Annotated in this window: 9 protein-coding genes, 1 tRNA gene and 1 pseudogene; 6 read left to right on the forward strand and 5 right to left on the reverse strand. The window is 70.6% G+C overall.

What is annotated here, in order from left to right; genetic code table 11:
• Nucleotides 1-97: 97 nt before the first annotated feature.
• From BLR91_RS05065 to BLR91_RS20460, 3 genes and pseudogenes are all read right to left on the reverse strand, one after another.
• Nucleotides 98-2,929, reverse strand: a complete 2,832-nt coding sequence (locus BLR91_RS05065) for a helix-turn-helix transcriptional regulator (protein ID WP_089876648.1) — start codon at nt 2,927-2,929, stop codon at nt 98-100.
• Between the two features lie 130 nt (nt 2,930-3,059).
• Nucleotides 3,060-4,205, reverse strand: coding sequence for an ABC-F family ATP-binding cassette domain-containing protein (locus BLR91_RS20455; RefSeq protein WP_442911335.1), 1,146 nt, complete (start codon nt 4,203-4,205; stop codon nt 3,060-3,062).
• 191 nt (nt 4,206-4,396) lie between these two features.
• Nucleotides 4,397-4,865: pseudogene (locus BLR91_RS20460) on the reverse strand (ATP-binding cassette domain-containing protein); the annotation flags it as partial.
• A 174-nt stretch (nt 4,866-5,039) separates the two neighbouring features.
• On the opposite strand from BLR91_RS20460, the gene BLR91_RS05075 reads away from it, so the two are divergent.
• The 3 genes from BLR91_RS05075 to BLR91_RS05085 all read left to right on the forward strand — a co-directional run bounded on the left by BLR91_RS05075 (nt 5,040) and on the right by BLR91_RS05085 (nt 10,999).
• The gene (locus tag BLR91_RS05075) at nt 5,040-5,900 is read left to right on the forward strand and encodes an Abi family protein (RefSeq protein WP_157694661.1); all 861 of its coding nucleotides are present in this window, start codon (nt 5,040-5,042) and stop codon (nt 5,898-5,900) included.
• A gap of 38 nt (nt 5,901-5,938) precedes the next feature.
• The gene (locus tag BLR91_RS05080) at nt 5,939-7,570 is read left to right on the forward strand and encodes an acyl-CoA dehydrogenase family protein (RefSeq protein ID WP_089876643.1); all 1,632 of its coding nucleotides are present in this window, start codon (nt 5,939-5,941) and stop codon (nt 7,568-7,570) included.
• A 162-nt stretch (nt 7,571-7,732) separates the two neighbouring features.
• Complete coding sequence (locus BLR91_RS05085; protein ID WP_089876641.1) at nt 7,733-10,999, forward strand: ricin-type beta-trefoil lectin domain protein; 3,267 nt, start codon at nt 7,733-7,735, stop codon at nt 10,997-10,999.
• Between the two features lie 15 nt (nt 11,000-11,014).
• Here BLR91_RS05085 and BLR91_RS05090 read toward each other — a convergent pair whose 3' ends face one another.
• On the reverse strand, nt 11,015-13,513 hold the full coding sequence (locus BLR91_RS05090; RefSeq protein WP_089876639.1) for a glycosyltransferase: 2,499 nt from the start codon (nt 13,511-13,513) through the stop codon (nt 11,015-11,017).
• A 146-nt stretch (nt 13,514-13,659) separates the two neighbouring features.
• Here BLR91_RS05090 and BLR91_RS05095 point away from each other — a divergent pair, with 146 nt between their 5' ends.
• Nucleotides 13,660-14,334 carry a TetR/AcrR family transcriptional regulator gene (locus BLR91_RS05095; protein ID WP_089876638.1) on the forward strand — a complete coding sequence of 225 codons (675 nt, stop codon included), beginning with the start codon at nt 13,660-13,662 and terminating at the stop codon, nt 14,332-14,334.
• Entirely contained in the window at nt 14,331-15,419 is a 1,089-nt protein-coding gene (locus tag BLR91_RS05100; RefSeq protein ID WP_089876636.1) for a zinc-binding dehydrogenase, read from the forward strand. The genes BLR91_RS05095 and BLR91_RS05100 overlap by 4 nt, the downstream gene beginning before the upstream one ends.
• A 30-nt stretch (nt 15,420-15,449) precedes the next feature.
• Here the strand turns inward: BLR91_RS05100 and BLR91_RS05105 are convergent, their stop codons facing one another.
• Entirely contained in the window at nt 15,450-15,953 is a 504-nt protein-coding gene (locus tag BLR91_RS05105; protein ID WP_018191625.1) for a MarR family winged helix-turn-helix transcriptional regulator, read from the reverse strand.
• A 67-nt stretch (nt 15,954-16,020) separates the two neighbouring features.
• On the opposite strand from BLR91_RS05105, the gene BLR91_RS05110 reads away from it, so the two are divergent.
• Nucleotides 16,021-16,092 (forward strand) — tRNA-Gln (locus tag BLR91_RS05110).
• Nucleotides 16,093-16,110 lie beyond the last annotated feature (18 nt).

Raw genomic sequence — 16,110 nt, forward strand, 5'->3', positions numbered from 1 at the left:
GGAATCTGAAGCGTATCCACGTCCCGGGCCGGGCATCCCAGGTGTTCTCACCCTAACCAGCGCTCGGCCCGCGAACGGTGCCCAGAGCGCGAAACCGTCAAGACTTGACGGGTCTCCTCCGCGACAGCGTGCGGAGGTCCCGGCGCGAGCGCAGTCCGAGCTTCGAGAGGATGTTGCGGACGTGGAAGTTGACGGTCGTCACGGACACGTAGAGGCGCTCCGCGATCTCCTTGTTCGTCATCCCCGCGGCGAGCGCGTGCGCCACCTGCCGCTCCCGCGTCGTGAGCGTTGCGAGCGGGTCGACGGCCGAGGTCGCGACCGCCGTCTCATCGAGCAGACGCACACAGCGGGCGAGGTATCCCGCTGCACCGAGGCGGCGGAAGGTCTCGGCCGCCGCATCCAGCTGCGCCCGCGCCCGCTCTCTGCCGTCGGCCGTGGCGCCCGGCTGCGCGGCGGCGAGCCGTCCGGCGTCCAGGGCAGCGACCGCGCGGGGGAAGGGGAAGCGCTCCGCGCCGGGCTCGGCGACCGCGTCTTCGTAGGCGTCGAGCGCCTCGGCGGTGCGCCCCTCGGCTTCGAGCACCCGCCCCTCCAGCCATCGCAGCGAGCCGTAGTACGGCCGCCACATCGGCGACGACGCCGCCCGCTCGTACGCCTCCCGTGCCTCCGCGGGCCGCTCCAGGGCCGCGAGGGCGTCGATCCGGTACGTCAGCCAGCCGAGCGTGGAGCCGCGGGAGGCGGCAGCCTCCGCCTGCTCGGCGGCCGCCAGCTGCTCCTCGGGCCGGCCCAGGGCGCGCCCGAGCTCCGCACGCGCGAGATGCGGCAGGTCGCCGTCGTACGATCCGGTGATGCGCGGGTCGGCCTGCGCGGCGGCGCGGAGCCGCTCCTCGACCGCCTCCGCCTCGCCGCGGCCGGCGCGCACCAGAGCTGAGGTCCACAGGGCGATCGGCCAGCAGGACAGATCGGTCTCGTCGAGCGCGAGCGCGACGGCCGTGTCCGCGAGGGTGACGGAGTCCTCCCATTCGCCGGTGAGAAAGAGGATGTGCGCGTACATCGTGCGTGCGAATCCGGCCGTCCAGCTGGAGGGGAAGCGCCGCACCAGGTCCGCCGCGCGCGCCAGGTCGGCACGTGCGCGGCCGATGTCGCCGCTGAGGATGAAGACGCGTGAGCGGCTGACCAGCGCATCCACCGCTGCGGGCGACTCGTGCCCGACGAGCAGCTCGTCGAGTTCGACGGTGAGCGGACCGAACAGGTCGGGCCGGCGAGAGTGCGCGGCCGAGTTGATCGCCCAGCCGAGCAGACGCGTCAGGTCGTCCTGCGGCGCGGCCAGCCAGCGGAGGGCCGGATCGGCGACCTCGTTCGGCGCGGGGGAGGCGGCGATGTGCTCCCGTGCGGCGTCGAGGTGGTCGATCACGCCGGCGAAATCGCCCATCGCCATGAGCACCTTGGGGAGTGCCTCGGCCACGTGGGAGCGGAGGGCCCGCTCGTCCGGGGTGAGAGCGGGCCGCCGCTCGAACTCGAGCGCCAACGCGAGCGCGCCCGGGAGGTCGCGTGAGAGGGTCCGCAGTTCCAGCAGGACGGCGTCCCGCGTGGGCGACGCCGGGGTCGCCTCGAAGGCGGGCCGGAGGTCCAGGATGCGCTCGTGCATCCGGAACCGCATGGCGATGAGCCCGAGTTCGAGCAGCGCGCGCTCCGCGTCGCTGCCGTCCGCGAGGTCGACGGCCGACCGGGCGTAGCTGAGCGCCTGCTCCGCCTGCCCGAGGTCGGACACCGTGAGCGCGGCGGAGAGCAGCTCGGCGACCAGGGTCGGGTCGGCGCGGTCGGCAGCCTCGACCCGGTGCCGCAGCGCCCGGTGACCGGAGAGCACCTCGGAGGCGACGCGGTGGATGGCGACGCGCCTCTCCAGCGACAGCTCGCCCGCGAGGGCGTCGGCGAGGATGGCGTGCGCCGGCTCGACGCGGACCACCCCGTCGCGCGTCTCGGCGAGGACGAGCCCGCGGGCGACCGCACCGGGCACATCCACGTCGATCCCGAGGCGCTGCGCGATGGTGCCGACGACCGGCAGCGGAAGGGGATCGCGGAGCACCGCGACGAGCTCCGCCGCCGCGCGCACGGACGGCTCGGCACCCTCCAGGGAGGCGGCGATCGCGGTGGCGAGCGGCGTGATCGCGGTGGCCGGGAGGTCCCATCCAGCCGGGTGCAGCGCCTGGGCGAAGGTGTCGCGCAGCTGGCCGAGGAGCACGCTGAGCAGCAGCGGCGACCCCTGCGTCGCCTCGGTCAGACGCGTCGCGGTGCGGCGTGAGACGGGGTGCCCGAGGATGTGGCGGGCGAGCTCCTGCGTGTCGCCGACGGTCAGCGGTGTGAGCTCGACGCGGGCGTGGTTCGTGGTGCTGGAGGCCAGGTCGTCGAACAGGCCGCTGACGCTGTTCGGCTGCGGCCGCGCGGCCGCCGTGAACAGGAACGACTGCTCCGCGAGCCGTCGCACCAGGAAGCGGAGAGCCCGTGCGGACGGCTCGTCCACCCACTGCGCGTCGTCGACGATGAGGCACACCGGCCCGTCGATCGCGTCGATGGCGTCGAGCAGCAGCCGGCCGACCGTCAGCGGGTCGTCGCCGGGCGACGGCGGGCGGATGGGGGCATCCGTTCCCCGCTTCGTGCCGGTCCGCTGGGCGTTGAGGCCGCGGACGAGGGTCTCCACGGTCGCGTAGGCGAGGTCGGACTCGAACGAGTCGGCGTGCACCCGCAGCACCGTCCAGCCGTCGAGCCGCTGGGCGACATCGGCGAGCAGCGCCGTCTTGCCCATGCCGGCCTCGCCGGTGACGAGCACCGCCCCGCCGCGCTCCTTGGCGCGGTGCGCGACCAGGAGCATCGTCTCGCGGGCACGGTCCCGTCCGAACAGGGGCCGCTCGTCGGCCCGTTCCTGGTCAGTCACGTGGCGCTCCCGTCCCCGTCGGCCGCGTCGGGTCGGGTTTCGCGACCGATCCTCAGGATCATCGCACAGCGAGAGGCCGAGTTCGTTCCCCAGTCCGGGGGAGTGGACGCGGGATGCCGTGCGTGCGTGGTCAGCCCTCCAGCTGCTCCGAGAGTTCCAGCCAGCGGGTCTCCAGGTCGGCGATCTCGCCCTCCAGCGTCCGGAGCTCGTCGGTGAGCCGGCCGAGGCCCTGGTAGTCGCTCTGATCGTGCCGCGCCAGCTCCTCGTGCTTGGCCGCGACCTGGTCGCCCACCTTGGCGAGCCGGCGGTCGAGCGCCGACAGCTCCTTCTCGGCGGCGCGGAGTGCGGCGCCGGAAAGCGCGGGGGTGACGGGCGTCGTCGGTGTGGATGCGACGCTCGAGACAGCATCGGAGGCCGCGGCCCCGACCGCGCCCTGTGCGCGGCGCAGACGCAGGTACTCGTCCACGCCGCCGGGAAGGTGCCGCAGGCGGCCGTCGAGTACGGCGTACTGCTGGTCGGTGACGCGCTCGAGCAGGTACCTGTCGTGGGAGACGACCAGCAGCGTCCCCGGCCACGAGTCGAGGAGGTCCTCCATCGCGGCCAGCATGTCCGTGTCGAGGTCGTTGGTCGGCTCGTCGAGGATGAGCACGTTCGGCTCGTCGAGCAGGATGAGGAGCAACTGCAACCGGCGCTTCTGGCCGCCCGACAGATCCTTCACCGGGGTGGAGAGCTGGGCGTTCGAGAAGCCGAGACGCTCCAGCAGCTGGCCCGGGGTGACCTCCTTGCCGCCGGCGAGGTAGGTGGTCCGCTTGCCCGCCACGACCGCGGAGACCCGCTCGTCCTGCACGTCGTCGAGCTCGGCGAGCTGCTGGGTGAGGGTGGCGATGCGCACCGTCTTGCCGCGCTTCACGGTTCCGGAGTCCGGCTTCACCGTTCCGGCGACAAGCCCGAGCAGTGTCGACTTGCCCGCTCCGTTGACGCCGAGGATGCCCGTGCGCTCGCCGGGGGCGATGCGCCACTCGACGTCGCGCAGCACCGTCTTCGGCGGGTACGAGACCGAGACGTCGATCAGGTCGACCACGTCCTTGCCGAGGCGGGAGGTGGCCAGCGTCGTCAGCTCGACGGTGTCGCGGGGCGGCGGTTCGTCGGCGATCAGCGTGGCGGCCGCATCCATCCGGAACTTCGGCTTCGAGGTGCGCGCCGGAGCGCCGCGACGCAGCCACGCCAGCTCCTTACGCATGAGGTTCTGCCGCTTCGTCTCCGCGACCGCGGACATCCGGTCGCGCTCGACGCGCTGCAGGACGTAGGCGGCGTACCCGCCCTCGAAGGGCTCGACGATGCCGTCGTGCACCTCCCACGTCGTCGTGGACACCTCGTCGAGGAACCAGCGGTCGTGCGTCACGACGACGAGCGCGCCGGACGCCGCCGACCAGCGGCCCTTCAGGTGCTGGGCGAGCCAGGCGACGCCCTCCAGGTCGAGATGGTTCGTCGGCTCGTCGAGGAAGAGGATGTCGTGGTCGTGCACCAGCAGCGCGGCCAGCGCGACGCGACGACGCTGGCCGCCGGAGAGCTCCCCGATCGTCGCCTCCCAGCGGATGTCGGAGACGAGCCCGGCCAGCACGTCGCGGACGCGCGGATCGCCCGCCCAGAGGTGCTCCTCCCGGTCGCCGACGATGGCGTGCCCGACCGTCAGCTGCGACGGCAGCTCGTCGCGCTGGTCGAGCATCCCGACCGTCACCCCGCGGCGGCGGGTCACCCGGCCCGAGTCCGGCTCGATGCGCCCGGCGAGCAGCTGCAGCAGCGTGGACTTGCCGTCGCCGTTGCGGCCGACGACGCCGACGCGGTCGCCCTCGGAGAGCCCCAGCGTGACCGAGTCGAAGACGGTGCGCGTCGGGTACTCCAGGTGAAGGGATTCCGCGCCGAGAAGGTGAGCCATGAGGGTCTCCAGCCTACCCGGCGGGCGGAGCTAGACTCCCGCCCCGTCGGTGGCACCTGTTACAGTTTCAGTATCAGCGCCCCCCCAAGGCTCGAGCCGTCCGGCTTCCTCAAATGCGGGGGGTCTTTTTATGCCAGATGCTGTTTGCCTTGACATTCTCATAACATCAATTCTGTGCACAAGCCGTTCCTCTCCCTCCATGAGCAGGTTGAGCTCCTCGATCAGCGTGGACTGGATGTGGGTGACGCTCAGCAAGCCGCACACGCGCTTCATCGCCTCAATTACTACCGCGTGAGCGGATATGGGCGAGAGTTCCAGGTCGCGCCCTCGCGGGGAGACGACGACTACGACGCCGGAGCGTCGCTTGAGCGCATTCTTGGATTGATGGACCGCGATGCCCGCCTCCGGCTCTTGCTGACGGAAGCGCTGATAGAAATCGAAATCGGAGTCCGTTCCCGCTTCGCGCACGAGGCGGGACGCGTGCACGGTTCGCACGCGTTCTATCTCGAGTCGGCCGCCTATCTGGACAGCACTCCAGACCTGGGAAGCCACATCGCAAAGATCAGACGAGAACTGCTTCGGCCTCAACTCCGCACCGTCGCACGTTACCGCTCGGGGGATGACCTTTCGCGGGTTCCCATCTGGGTCGCTATCGAGGTGGTCACTTTCGGCGCGCTCGCCAAGATGGTGTGGTATCTGGATCCACCGCTCGCCGCGCAGCGCACAGCAGACGCCGCTGGTCTGCAGCGTACGGGGTTCGGGTCCAGCATCCACAGCTTTGCTGTCCTGCGGAACGTGTGTGCACATCATGGGCAGTTGTGGCATCGCTCCTTCGACGTCATGTTCGCGACGCTTCCGAAAGAGAAGAAGCGAGAACCTCGCCACGAACCGTCGAGCGTCTATAGCGGCATCGTCGTCGCGAAGCGTTTCCTCAAGGGCATGAACCGGCTGCCGGATTGGTCGGAGCGGGTGTCTGCGCTTCTCGACGAAGACGCCGAGTTCCGCGCCGGGATACTGCAGCCAGCGCCCCGCTGAGGCCTTCTTCACGCGGGCACCGGAGCTAGACTCCCGCCATGGTCACCCACACCGTCGTGAACCAGGCGCCCCCGCGCGTCGACGTGGACGAGTTCGCGGCGAACCTGCCGCTCCGGGAAGGCGTGGAGCGCTACGACGCCGCCTGGGCCATCCCCTCGCTCGGCGACATCGGCCGCCTGGTCGGCTCGGAGGCGTTCCAGCGGGATGCGGAGCTCGCCAACCGGCACGAGCCCGAGCTGCACGCCTTCGACCGCTGGGGGAACCGGATCGACGAGGTCGAGTACGACGACGGCTACCACCGGGTCATCGCCGCTGCGGTCGCGGCCGGTGCCCACACGTCCGCGTGGGCGGACCCGCGTCCGGGAGCGAACGTCGCCCGTGCCGCGGCTTTCCTGCAGTTCGCGCAGGTCGAGCCGGGCCACGCCTGCCCGGTATCGATGACGCACGCCGCCGTCCCCGCGCTCGCCGTCTCCGAGAGCCTCTCCGCCGAGTGGATGCCGCGGCTGCTCAGCCGCGACTACGACGGCCGGTTGCTCCCCGGCAAGACCTCCGCGCTGTTCGGGATGGCCATGACCGAGAAGCAGGGCGGATCGGATGTGCGGGCCAACACGACCCGCGCGCTCGCAGACGGCGACGGACGCTGGCTGCTCACGGGCCACAAGTGGTTCTGCTCCGCGCCCATGTCGGACGCGTTCCTCGTGCTCGCGCAGACCGCGAACGGGCTCTCCTGCTTCCTCGTGCCACGCGTGCTGGACGATGGCGCGCGCAACGTGTTCCTCATCCAACGGCTGAAGGACAAGCTCGGCAACCGTTCGAACGCGTCGTCCGAGGTCGAGTTCGACGAGACGGTCGGGTACCTGCTGGGGGAGGAGGGCCGGGGCGTGCGCACCATTCTCGAGATGGTGAATCGCACGCGTCTCGACTGCGTCTACGGCAGCGCGGCGGGGATGCGGCAGGCGGTCGCCGAGGCGGCCTGGCACGTGCGGCACCGCGCGGCGTTCGGGCGGCGGTTGATCGACCAGCCGGCGATGACGGCGGTGCTCGCCGACCTCGCGCTGGAGTCGGAAGCGGCGACCGCCGTGTCCCTCCGGTTGGCGCGCGCTCACGATGCGGATGCGCGGGAGGGGGATGTGGCGCTCCGCCGGCTCGCGACCGCCGTCACCAAATACTGGGTGTGCAAGCGCGGTCCGGGACACGCGTACGAGGCGCTCGAATGCCTCGGCGGCAACGGGTACACGGAGGCGTTCCCGCTGGCCCGGCGGTATCGGGAGCAGCCGGTGATGGCGATCTGGGAGGGCTCGGGCAACGTGATCGCCCTGGATGTGCTGCGCGCGCTGCGTCGGGAGCCGGCGGCGGCGGAGGCGTTCGACGCCGAGCTCGCCGCCGCTCGGGGTGTGTACCGGACCTTCGACGGACACCATGACCGCCTGCGGGCGCGCCTGGCGGCGGCAGCGGCGTCCGCCACCGACGACCCCGCCGCGGCCGAGGCGGCGGTGCGCCCGCTCGTCGCCGCACTGGCCGTCGCGCTGCAGGCCTCCCTGCTCATCCGCACAGCACCCGCCGCCGTCGCCGACGCCTTCGTCGCCGCCCGGCTCGGCCCCGAGCGCGGAGCCCTCTACGGCGAGCTCCCCTCCGGCCTCGACCTCGCCGCCCTCACCGCCCGCGCCTGACCCCCCACCTCCGTCCAACCACCGTCGAGTACACGATTCCTTACCGCGACACGCCGCCGCGGCGTGCAGAAATCGTGTACTCGACGGCGGGGGGAGGGGCGCGGGAGAGGTATAGATGCGAGAGGGCGTCATGGGCGGAGCGAGCGGTGCGTCGTAAAGGGCGTGTTGCGTTATTCCTTCGGGCGCTGGGCCGCTGCGGCCGTCGCCGTCGTCCTGCTCGTCACGTCCGGTGTGTTGGCCGTCGATCGCCCCGCCCTCGCGTGGGTGGATGCGGTGAGCAACTCCCGCTGCTCGCCGACCCAGCCGGTGCGCCCGGCGATGCACGTGACGTACGACCCGGAACTTCCCGCGAACTACCGGACGGCCGTCCGCGCGGCGGCCGCCGCCTGGGAGGATGCGCTGCCCGGGCTCATCACCTTCGAGGTGTCGGCAGAACCGCCGGCGACCTTCCACGCCAACACGTCGTACGTCACTGTCTACCCGGCGACCGGTCGCCGCGACGCGTACGCGTCCGCCGGGGCTTCGGCTTGCGGCACCGCCGGGACCGGCACCTACGACACCGGGCGGATCGACGCGTACCGGGCACAGATGGACGGACTCACCCAGCTCGAGAAGGCGGCGGTGATGATCCACGAGTTCGGGCACCTGCTGAGCCTCAATCACCCGGTCGTGAACGACCGCTGCCGCTCGGTGATGAGCCACATCGGCTGCCCGGGCCAGGACATCGGACCGTACCCGGACGACATCGCCGGCGTCCTCGCCTCCCTCGCGCCGAACGCCACGCCCGGTTTTCCCGCGGACGCCCCGATCGTCATCGACGCCGGCCTCGCCCTGCACGGCGGGGGCGAACCCGGCGGCGCGCTGTTCATGAACCGACGGGCGACCGACACGTCGGCACGCTGGACGTTCGTCCCGCAGGAGCGAGCCGGTGTCGGCCCGGCCGGCGAACGGGCGGGCGTGATCGTGAACACGCTGTCCGCCCTGTGCCTCGCGTCATGGTCGACCGACAACGGCCATGAGGTCGCGACGGAGCAGCAGTGCTACGAGAGGAGCGACCGCGCCGGACTTTTCTGGTCGGTGCAGCAGCAGGCGGACGGCACGACGACGCTCCGCAACCAGAAGGACGGGCAGTGCCTGCTCGCCCGCCTCGGTGTGCTCGGCATCCACGCGGTCCTGGGCGGCTGCGATTCGCAGAACGCCCGGATGATCGTCTCCCACCCCGAGACGGCCGCGTCGCCGGCGGTTCCCGGCTCGCAGGCGTACCCGCTGGTGGGACAGCAGTCCGGTCGCTGCATCGACGTGCCCGACAGCGACACGAAGCCCGGCCGGCAGCTGGGGATCTGGGACTGCAACAACGGAAGCAACCAGAAGGTGCGGTTCCACGACGAGGGCCGGTCGATGACGGTGTTCGATCTCACGGGTCCCGGTGACGTGGACGGCCCGGACCTGACCCTCTGCGTCGCAGCCTCCGGCGTCGCCGACAACAGCACGATCGTGACGGCACGCTGCCGCCAGGGCGACGCCCTCCAGGTCTGGCATCACCGCGGCGACGGGACGATCTACAACCCTGTCTCGAACAAGTGCATCAACGTGGCCGGCGGTGCAACCGGAAACGGAAGCCGCTTGATCCTCTGGTCCTGCACGACCACCGAGAACGAGGTCTTCAACGACGTCGGGGCGCTGGGCCGCGAGCCGCGGGTCAGCGTGCGCACACTGCTCGGCACCGGCAAGGTGCTGACGGCGACCGCCGGCAACGGGGTGATCGGCAACGACGTCAACGGCGAGAACCAGAACTGGGCCTGGGCGGCCTCCCCGACGGATCCGGCTTCCGGGATGCTGACCTCCTGGCGCTCGACGTCCGGGACGGAGGAGCTGCAGTGCCTGACCGCATCCGCCGAGTCGGCGCCCACCCTCGTGCGCACCTGCAGCAAAGACGACCTGGCGCAGCGGTGGAAGCCGTCAACCAACACCAACGGATCGACGACGTTCACCAACGTCCGCTGGAGCGGCCAGTGCCTCGACGTGGCGGAGGGGAAGACCGACGAGGGGACCGCCATCGTCAGCTGGGCGTGCAAGACGTCGGGCGACCGCACCAATCAGCAATGGCGCATCCTGCCCGAGAACCCGCCGGCAGCCGTGCCCACCGTCCCCGCGCCGACCGCGGAGGTGTCGCTGTCGGCACGCGCGAACTCCCGGCAGGTCACGGTGGTCAGCTACGAGTCGAACGTGCTGTGGCCGAAGGCGGCAACGGTCGGTACCGACGAGTTGTTCGACCTCGTCTTCAACAACGACGACCTCGGGTCGGTGTCCTTCCGCTCGCGGAGCGCCGGCCGCTTCGTGACGGTCGACGCGACCTCGACGGAACTGCGAGCGAGTGCGGGATCCATCGGCGATCGGGAGAAATTCACGCTCACCGAGTCAACGGAGGGATGGGTTGCCCTGCTCTCGAAGGCGACCGGCAAGTACGTCGTCGCCGAGTCCGGGGGCGACGGTGTGCTCCTCGCGAACCGGGCGGCGATCGGCCCATGGGAGAAGTTCGACCTGAGCGGCAACCACCACCTCCCCGAGATCGCCTGGAACCCGGGCCTCGGCGGAACGATCGCGAGCGCTCCCGCCGTCACCTTCGACCCCGGGCAGAGCCGCTACGTGGCGGCCGCGCGTACGACGAGCGGAGCGATCGCCTGGAAGGTCCGGGCGACGACCTGGACCGGCTGGAACACCATCTCGCCGCCGGCCGGGACGACCATCGTCGGACGACCGGCGCTGACCGCATCGCGCGGCCGGATCGAGTTGTGGGCGCTGACCAGCAACACGCGTGTGTACTCGATCACCAGCACGGACAGTGGGAAGACCTGGGGCCCCTGGACCGACCCCGGACTGCCGACCGCCCTCGAACCTCCCGCTGTCGCCTTCGACGCCGTGTGGGGCGACTCCCACGTCGTCGTCCGCAGCACCGACGGAACCACCTGGCACTCCGTGCGCACCCTCGCCGGCCAGTGGGTGGGGTCGCAGAAGATCCTGTTCGGCGTGCCCCTGGTCGGCGAACTGGCGATCACGGTGTTCGGCTCGTCGGTGGATGTGTTCGCCCGCGGCGCCGACGACAAGCTCTACCAGACCTACAGTCGCACCAACGGCTCGCAGTGGACGGTGGTCAAGGGCGTCGCCCTCGCGGGCGGGCTGACCGGCAGTCCGGCGGCCGCGTACGACCCGGCGGCGAACGTCTACCTGGTCGCGGTGAAGGGCGCGGACGGCAAGGCGTACCTCAACAGGTGGAACGCCGACTGGTCCGGGTGGAAGGCCATCCCCGGTCCGACCGGAGGGACGTTCACCGACTCGCCCGCCCTGGTCGCGTACGGCTACACCGCGCAGCTCTTCGCCCGCGGAACGGACGGCTACGGCTGGTACACGCCCGTCTCGGCGTACTACTGAACCGCCGCCGGGCGGTCAGGCGCCCGGCGCGCCGATCGCCCGGTAGAACTCGCCGACCGCCTTGCGGTTGTACGCGTGGTAGTCGAAGTGGCTGTCCGGCACGTCTCCACGAAGGAAGGCGCGCATCCCGTCCGCCACGCCGTCCACGGTCTGCGGCACGATCATGCCGCTGCCCGCGGGGAGGGCGTTCTTGGCCGAGGCGAACTCGACCGTCACGATCGGCAGCTGCAGCACCAACGCCTCCAGCAGCACCATCGGCTGCCCCTCGTAGTCGCTGGAGAGCACGAAGCAGTCGGCCTTCGCCATGATCGCGTGCGGGTTGCGCTGCATCCCGGTCAGGAACACCGAACCCTCGAGACCCAGCTCGGCGACCAGACCCTCCAGCTCGCCCGCCAGAGGCCCGGACCCGACGACGACGAGCCGTGTCCGCGGGTTGTCCGCATGCACCGCGGAGAACGCGCGGATCAGCCGCGCCTGGTTCTTCTCGGGCGACAGGCGGCCGACATTGACGAACGTGGTGACGTCGTCGTCGGCGAGCAGCAGCTCGGCCCAGTCCGGGATGCTCCCGGTCTCCTCGTCGAAGGTCAGCTCGTGCAGGTCGGCGCCCGCGTTCTCGAGGATGTGCTCGGCGTCGACCGTGTTCAGCGCCGACACGAACTTCTCGGGCGCCGCGTACTCGGCGAGCGACGTGCGGTTGATCTCGGACAGCGTGGGCGAGACGGAGACGAGGTGGTCGTACTGGCCGTACAGGGTGAAGATCTGCGTGAGGCTGTGCAGCATCCGCTTCTCGCCGTTGACCTCGCGGTGCGCGTCCGACGCCAGGTCGTTGTGCAGCCAGATCGCGCGCTGGGCGTCGGGGGAGTGCAGCAGGAGCGTCGCCCAGAACGGCCCGTAGCCGGAGAAGTCGACGACGTAGTCGAACCGGCTCTCGCCGAAGCAACGGTACCACTCGTCGTCCCACAGGCGGTTCTGGGCCGGGATGTCGGCATGCTGGGCGATGCGGCCGCGCCGGAAGTCGAGGTGCCGGGCGACATGCAGCAGCTTGGTGCCGTTCATCCCGCCGACGCGCGGGAACTGCCGGACCGATGGATGGATCTGCCGCTGCTTCCCGATGACCACCTGCGATCGGCTCTGGGCGAAGAACGCGGAGACGTCGTAGCGGTCGTGGTCGAGGTTGTTGAGCAGGTTCAGCGCGGAGGTCGTGATGCCGTTGGGGCGCATCCCGCCGAGGTACAGCAGGATCTTCTGCCGCCCGTCGTCCGCGAGGTCGGTGCGCAGGCGGTACCCGTCGCGCACACCACGGAACACGATGTCGACGACCCGGCGCGACGCCTCGCCGTCCTCATAGGGGGTGAACCGCCGCTGCATGTCCAGGTAGCGCTCCTGCGACTCGACCGGGACGGTGTCGCCCGCCTCGGCGATGGCATGCAGCTCGTCGCCGACCTCGCGGGCCGACAGCAGCACAGGGCCCGGCCACTCCTCGGGCTCGAAGTAGAGCCCGCGGGTGCCCGCGTAGTCGGCGAGATCGGGCGTGAAGAACACGATCGGCCGGCCCGTCTGCAGGAAGTCGAAGAAGATGCTGGAATAGTCGGAGATGAGGATGTCCGTGGCGCCGAGCACCAGGTTGGTCGGGATCTCGTTGGGGACGAGCATCCGCTTCAGCTCCGGCCGGTGCGCGGCCAGGGAGTGCACGGTCTGGTGCGTCTTCAGCAGCACCGCGTACCGGCTGGTGTCGATGCGCTCCTCGATCTGCGCGATGTGGGCGAGAAGGGCGTCCAGGTCGTCCTCCGGACGGCCGAACGTCTGCCCTTTCCAGGTCGGCGCGTAGAGCACGATCTTCCGGTCGCCGAGCGGGATCCCGGCGGCGATGAGCCGCTGCCGCACCGTCTCGCGCCCTGCGCCGTCGAGGAACTGCCGGTCGATGCGCGGGTACCCCTCCTCGACGAGGGTGCCGCTGTAGATCCCGGTCAGCTTGTAGCCGGTCTCGTACATCTGCTCCGACATGAACGGGTTCGCCGAGAGCAGGTAGTCGGCCTGCACGAAGTTGCGGATGATGTTCGCGGTGGCGAGGGCGCCGTCCTCGATGTCGTAGCCCATCCGCTTCAAAGGCGTGCCGTGCCAGGTGTTGAGGTAGACCTGGCCGGGACGCTTCGAGAAGTCCGGCGGGAAGGTCGCGTTGTTGACGAGGTACTGGCTGGTGGCGAGCGCGCGGTAGTAGGCGGCGGAGCCGTAGCGGACGAAGCTGACGCGGTCGTCGCCGGCGAACTCCTCGACCGCGGCGCGGTACTGCGTCAGATCCGACAGAGCCCAGATGTGGGTCAGGTGGCCGAGATCGGGGCTCGCGAGCAGCTCGCGGAAGATCGCCTCGGGGTTGTCGAGCATCCCGTTGCCCGAGAACGACTCGTAGAAGACGGAGCCCTGCACGATCGGCTGGCGGCGCCAGTGCGCGTGGATCTCATAGCGCGCGGCGCGCTTGACCCGAGAGGGGAGTCGCTTCAGTCGGGAGAGTCTCATCGCGCCCGAGTTTATGAGAGCGGGATAACAGCATCCTGGGAGCGGATCATGCGGCGGCCGTGAAGTCATTTCCTGTTCGCGGTCCTCACTCTTCGCACGACGCAGACTTTCTGGACGACTGTCTAGAAGAGGCGTAGAGTGAGGCCGTGACCCTCTCCGAGAGGACGACGCCGTCCGAACCCGCCCTCGCCGGCGTGCGCGGCGGACTTCGCGACTCGGCTGACCCGCGCGTCCAGCGCACACGGCAGAAGCTCTTCGACGCCGTCGAGCGGCTCTCCGTGCAACCGGCCGAGGTGACCGTCAGCGCGATCGTGGCTGAGTCCGGCGTGAGCCGGGCGACGTTCTACACGCACTTCGCCGACATCGACGAACTCGCGCTGCGTATTCAGGAGTCCGCTTTCGAAGCGATCGCGGCCTCCGCGCGCACCGACCAGGAGGGCGATCCGACGGAGTCCATGCGCGCGTCGCAGCGGCGTCTGGTCGAGCACTACGCCGACCACCGCTCCCTCTATGCCGCCGTGTATCGCCTCCCGGCCGGCCGAGGCGTGCAGGCGCGTGTCGCCTGGGTCATGGCGGGCGCCATCCGATCGCACATCCTGGACACCGGGATGCTGCCGCCCGGGCTCGACCCCGACCTCGCTGCCACGTACATCGCCAACGCCGCCACCGGGCTCCTGGTCTCGTGGGTGCTCGGCGAGATCGACGCCGACGCCGAGCAGCTCGCCGAGCACCTCCTCCACTTGATGCCCGTGTGGATGCACGCCGGGCACCGCGCCGCCGGAGACGCCGGCGACATCCCACCCGAAAGGAATCACTCATGAAAGCAGTCGTCGTGCGCGAGATCGGTGCCGGCTTCGAAACCGCCGAGCTTGAGATCGCGTCGCCGCTGGGTCGGGAGGTGCTGCTCGACGTCAAGGCGTCCGGGCTCTGCCACACCGACCTCACCATGTCGCGCTACGAGATGGGCAATCCGCTGCCGGCCGTCTTCGGCCACGAGGTCGCCGGGGTCGTCACCGCCGTCGGTCCCGACGTGACCGAGCTGGCCGTCGGCGACCACGTCGTGGGCTGTCTCGTGCAGTACTGCGGCGCGTGCGAGAAGTGCCTCTCCGGCCGGGTGTACCAGTGCCTCCATCCCGAGAAGACGCTCCGCACCGAAGGCGAGCCCGCCCGCCTCACCGAGAACGGCGCCCCGGTGTTCCAGGCGTTCGGCCTCGCCGGTTTCGCCCAGCAGGCGCTCATCCACGAGAACCAGCTGGTGAAGGTGCCAGACGAGATCCCCTTCGCCCAGGCGGCTCTGCTCGGCTGCGGGGTCGTGACGGGGGCGGGCGCGGTCATCAACACCGCCGACGTGCAGGCGGGCGACTCCGTCGTCGTCATCGGCGCGGGAGGGGTCGGCCTCAACGCGATCAACGGCGCCCTCGTCGCGGGTGCGGCAACGATCATCGCGGTCGACATCGCCGACGACAAGCTCGAGAAGGCGCGCAGCTTCGGTGCCACCCATGTCGTCAACTCGTCCAGCGGCGACCCGGTGGCCGCTGTCCTGGAGATCACCGGGCGGGGCGCCGATGCCGTCTTCGACTTCGTCGGCATCAAGCAGGTCGCCGAGCAGGGTCTCCAGATGGTCGCGCCAGGCGGCGGGCTGTACCTCATCGGCGTCATCGACCCGACCTCCGAGATCGCCGTGCACCAAGTCGGCCTGATCGGCTCGCAGCGCCGCATCCAGGGCGTCTACATGGGCTCGACCACGGCCAAGCGCGACATCCCGCTCTACGCGAAGCTCTACCTGGAGGGGCGGTTCGAGCTCGACGCGCTGCTGTCGAAGGAGATCGCGCTGGACGAGATCGAGCAGGGCTACGAGGCCCTGAAGGACCCGAACATCACCCGGGTCGTCGTCACCGCGCTCTGAGCGTGGCGGGTGGCGCGGCGCCGAGCCGCGTCACCCTTCGGTGTCGAACCCGAGGCTCAGCTTGCGCAGGAGCCCGGCCAGACGCTCGGCGTCGGCGGGCGAGAGGCCGTCGAGCAGCTCGGCCTCGGCATCCACCAGGCGGGTGATGGCCGCATCCACCCGGGTGAGACCCTGCGCGGTCATCTGGACGAGGATGCCGCGGCCGTCGTTCGGGTCGGTGCGGCGCTCGACGAGCCCGCGCGCGACCAGGCGGTCGATGCGGTTCGTCATGGTGCCGGACGAGACGAGCGTCTGCTGCAGCAGCGACTTGGGGCTCAGCTGGTACGGCGCTCCCGCGCGGCGGAGGGCCGCCAGCACGTCGAACTCCCACGAGTCGAGGTCGGAGCGCTCGAACGCCCCGCGGCGCGCGCGGTCGAGGTGGCGGGAGAGCCGGTCGACCCGCGAGAGCACCTGGAGCGGGGCGAAGTCGAGGTCCGGACGCTCGCGCAGCCAGGCGTCCACGATGCGGTCCACCTCGTCTCGTGCGTCGGCCATCCCCCCATGCTATTGGGGGTTCGGTCGGGACACGTCTGGCAGACTGTCATCTGCGCGAAACGCGCGTTCCGCCTTGGTGTAATGGCAGCACGACAGCCTTTGGAGCTGTGAGGTCCAGGTTCGAGTCCTGGAGGCGGAGCGACCGACAGCCCGACCC

It is taken from the genome of Leifsonia sp. 466MF, assembly GCF_900100265.1.
Taxonomy (GTDB): domain Bacteria; phylum Actinomycetota; class Actinomycetes; order Actinomycetales; family Microbacteriaceae; genus Leifsonia.

Coding starts and splice junctions, on each gene's coding strand:
- BLR91_RS05080 (WP_089876643.1), top strand. CDS start 5,939: ATGGTCACCCACACCGTCGTGAACCAGGCGCCCCCGCGCGTCGACGTG.
- BLR91_RS20455 (WP_442911335.1), bottom strand. CDS start 4,205: ATGTCCGCGGTCGCGGAGACGAAGCGGCAGAACCTCATGCGTAAGGAG.
- BLR91_RS05090 (WP_089876639.1), bottom strand. CDS start 13,513: ATGAGACTCTCCCGACTGAAGCGACTCCCCTCTCGGGTCAAGCGCGCC.
- BLR91_RS05100 (WP_089876636.1), top strand. CDS start 14,331: ATGAAAGCAGTCGTCGTGCGCGAGATCGGTGCCGGCTTCGAAACCGCC.
- BLR91_RS05105 (WP_018191625.1), bottom strand. CDS start 15,953: ATGGCCGACGCACGAGACGAGGTGGACCGCATCGTGGACGCCTGGCTG.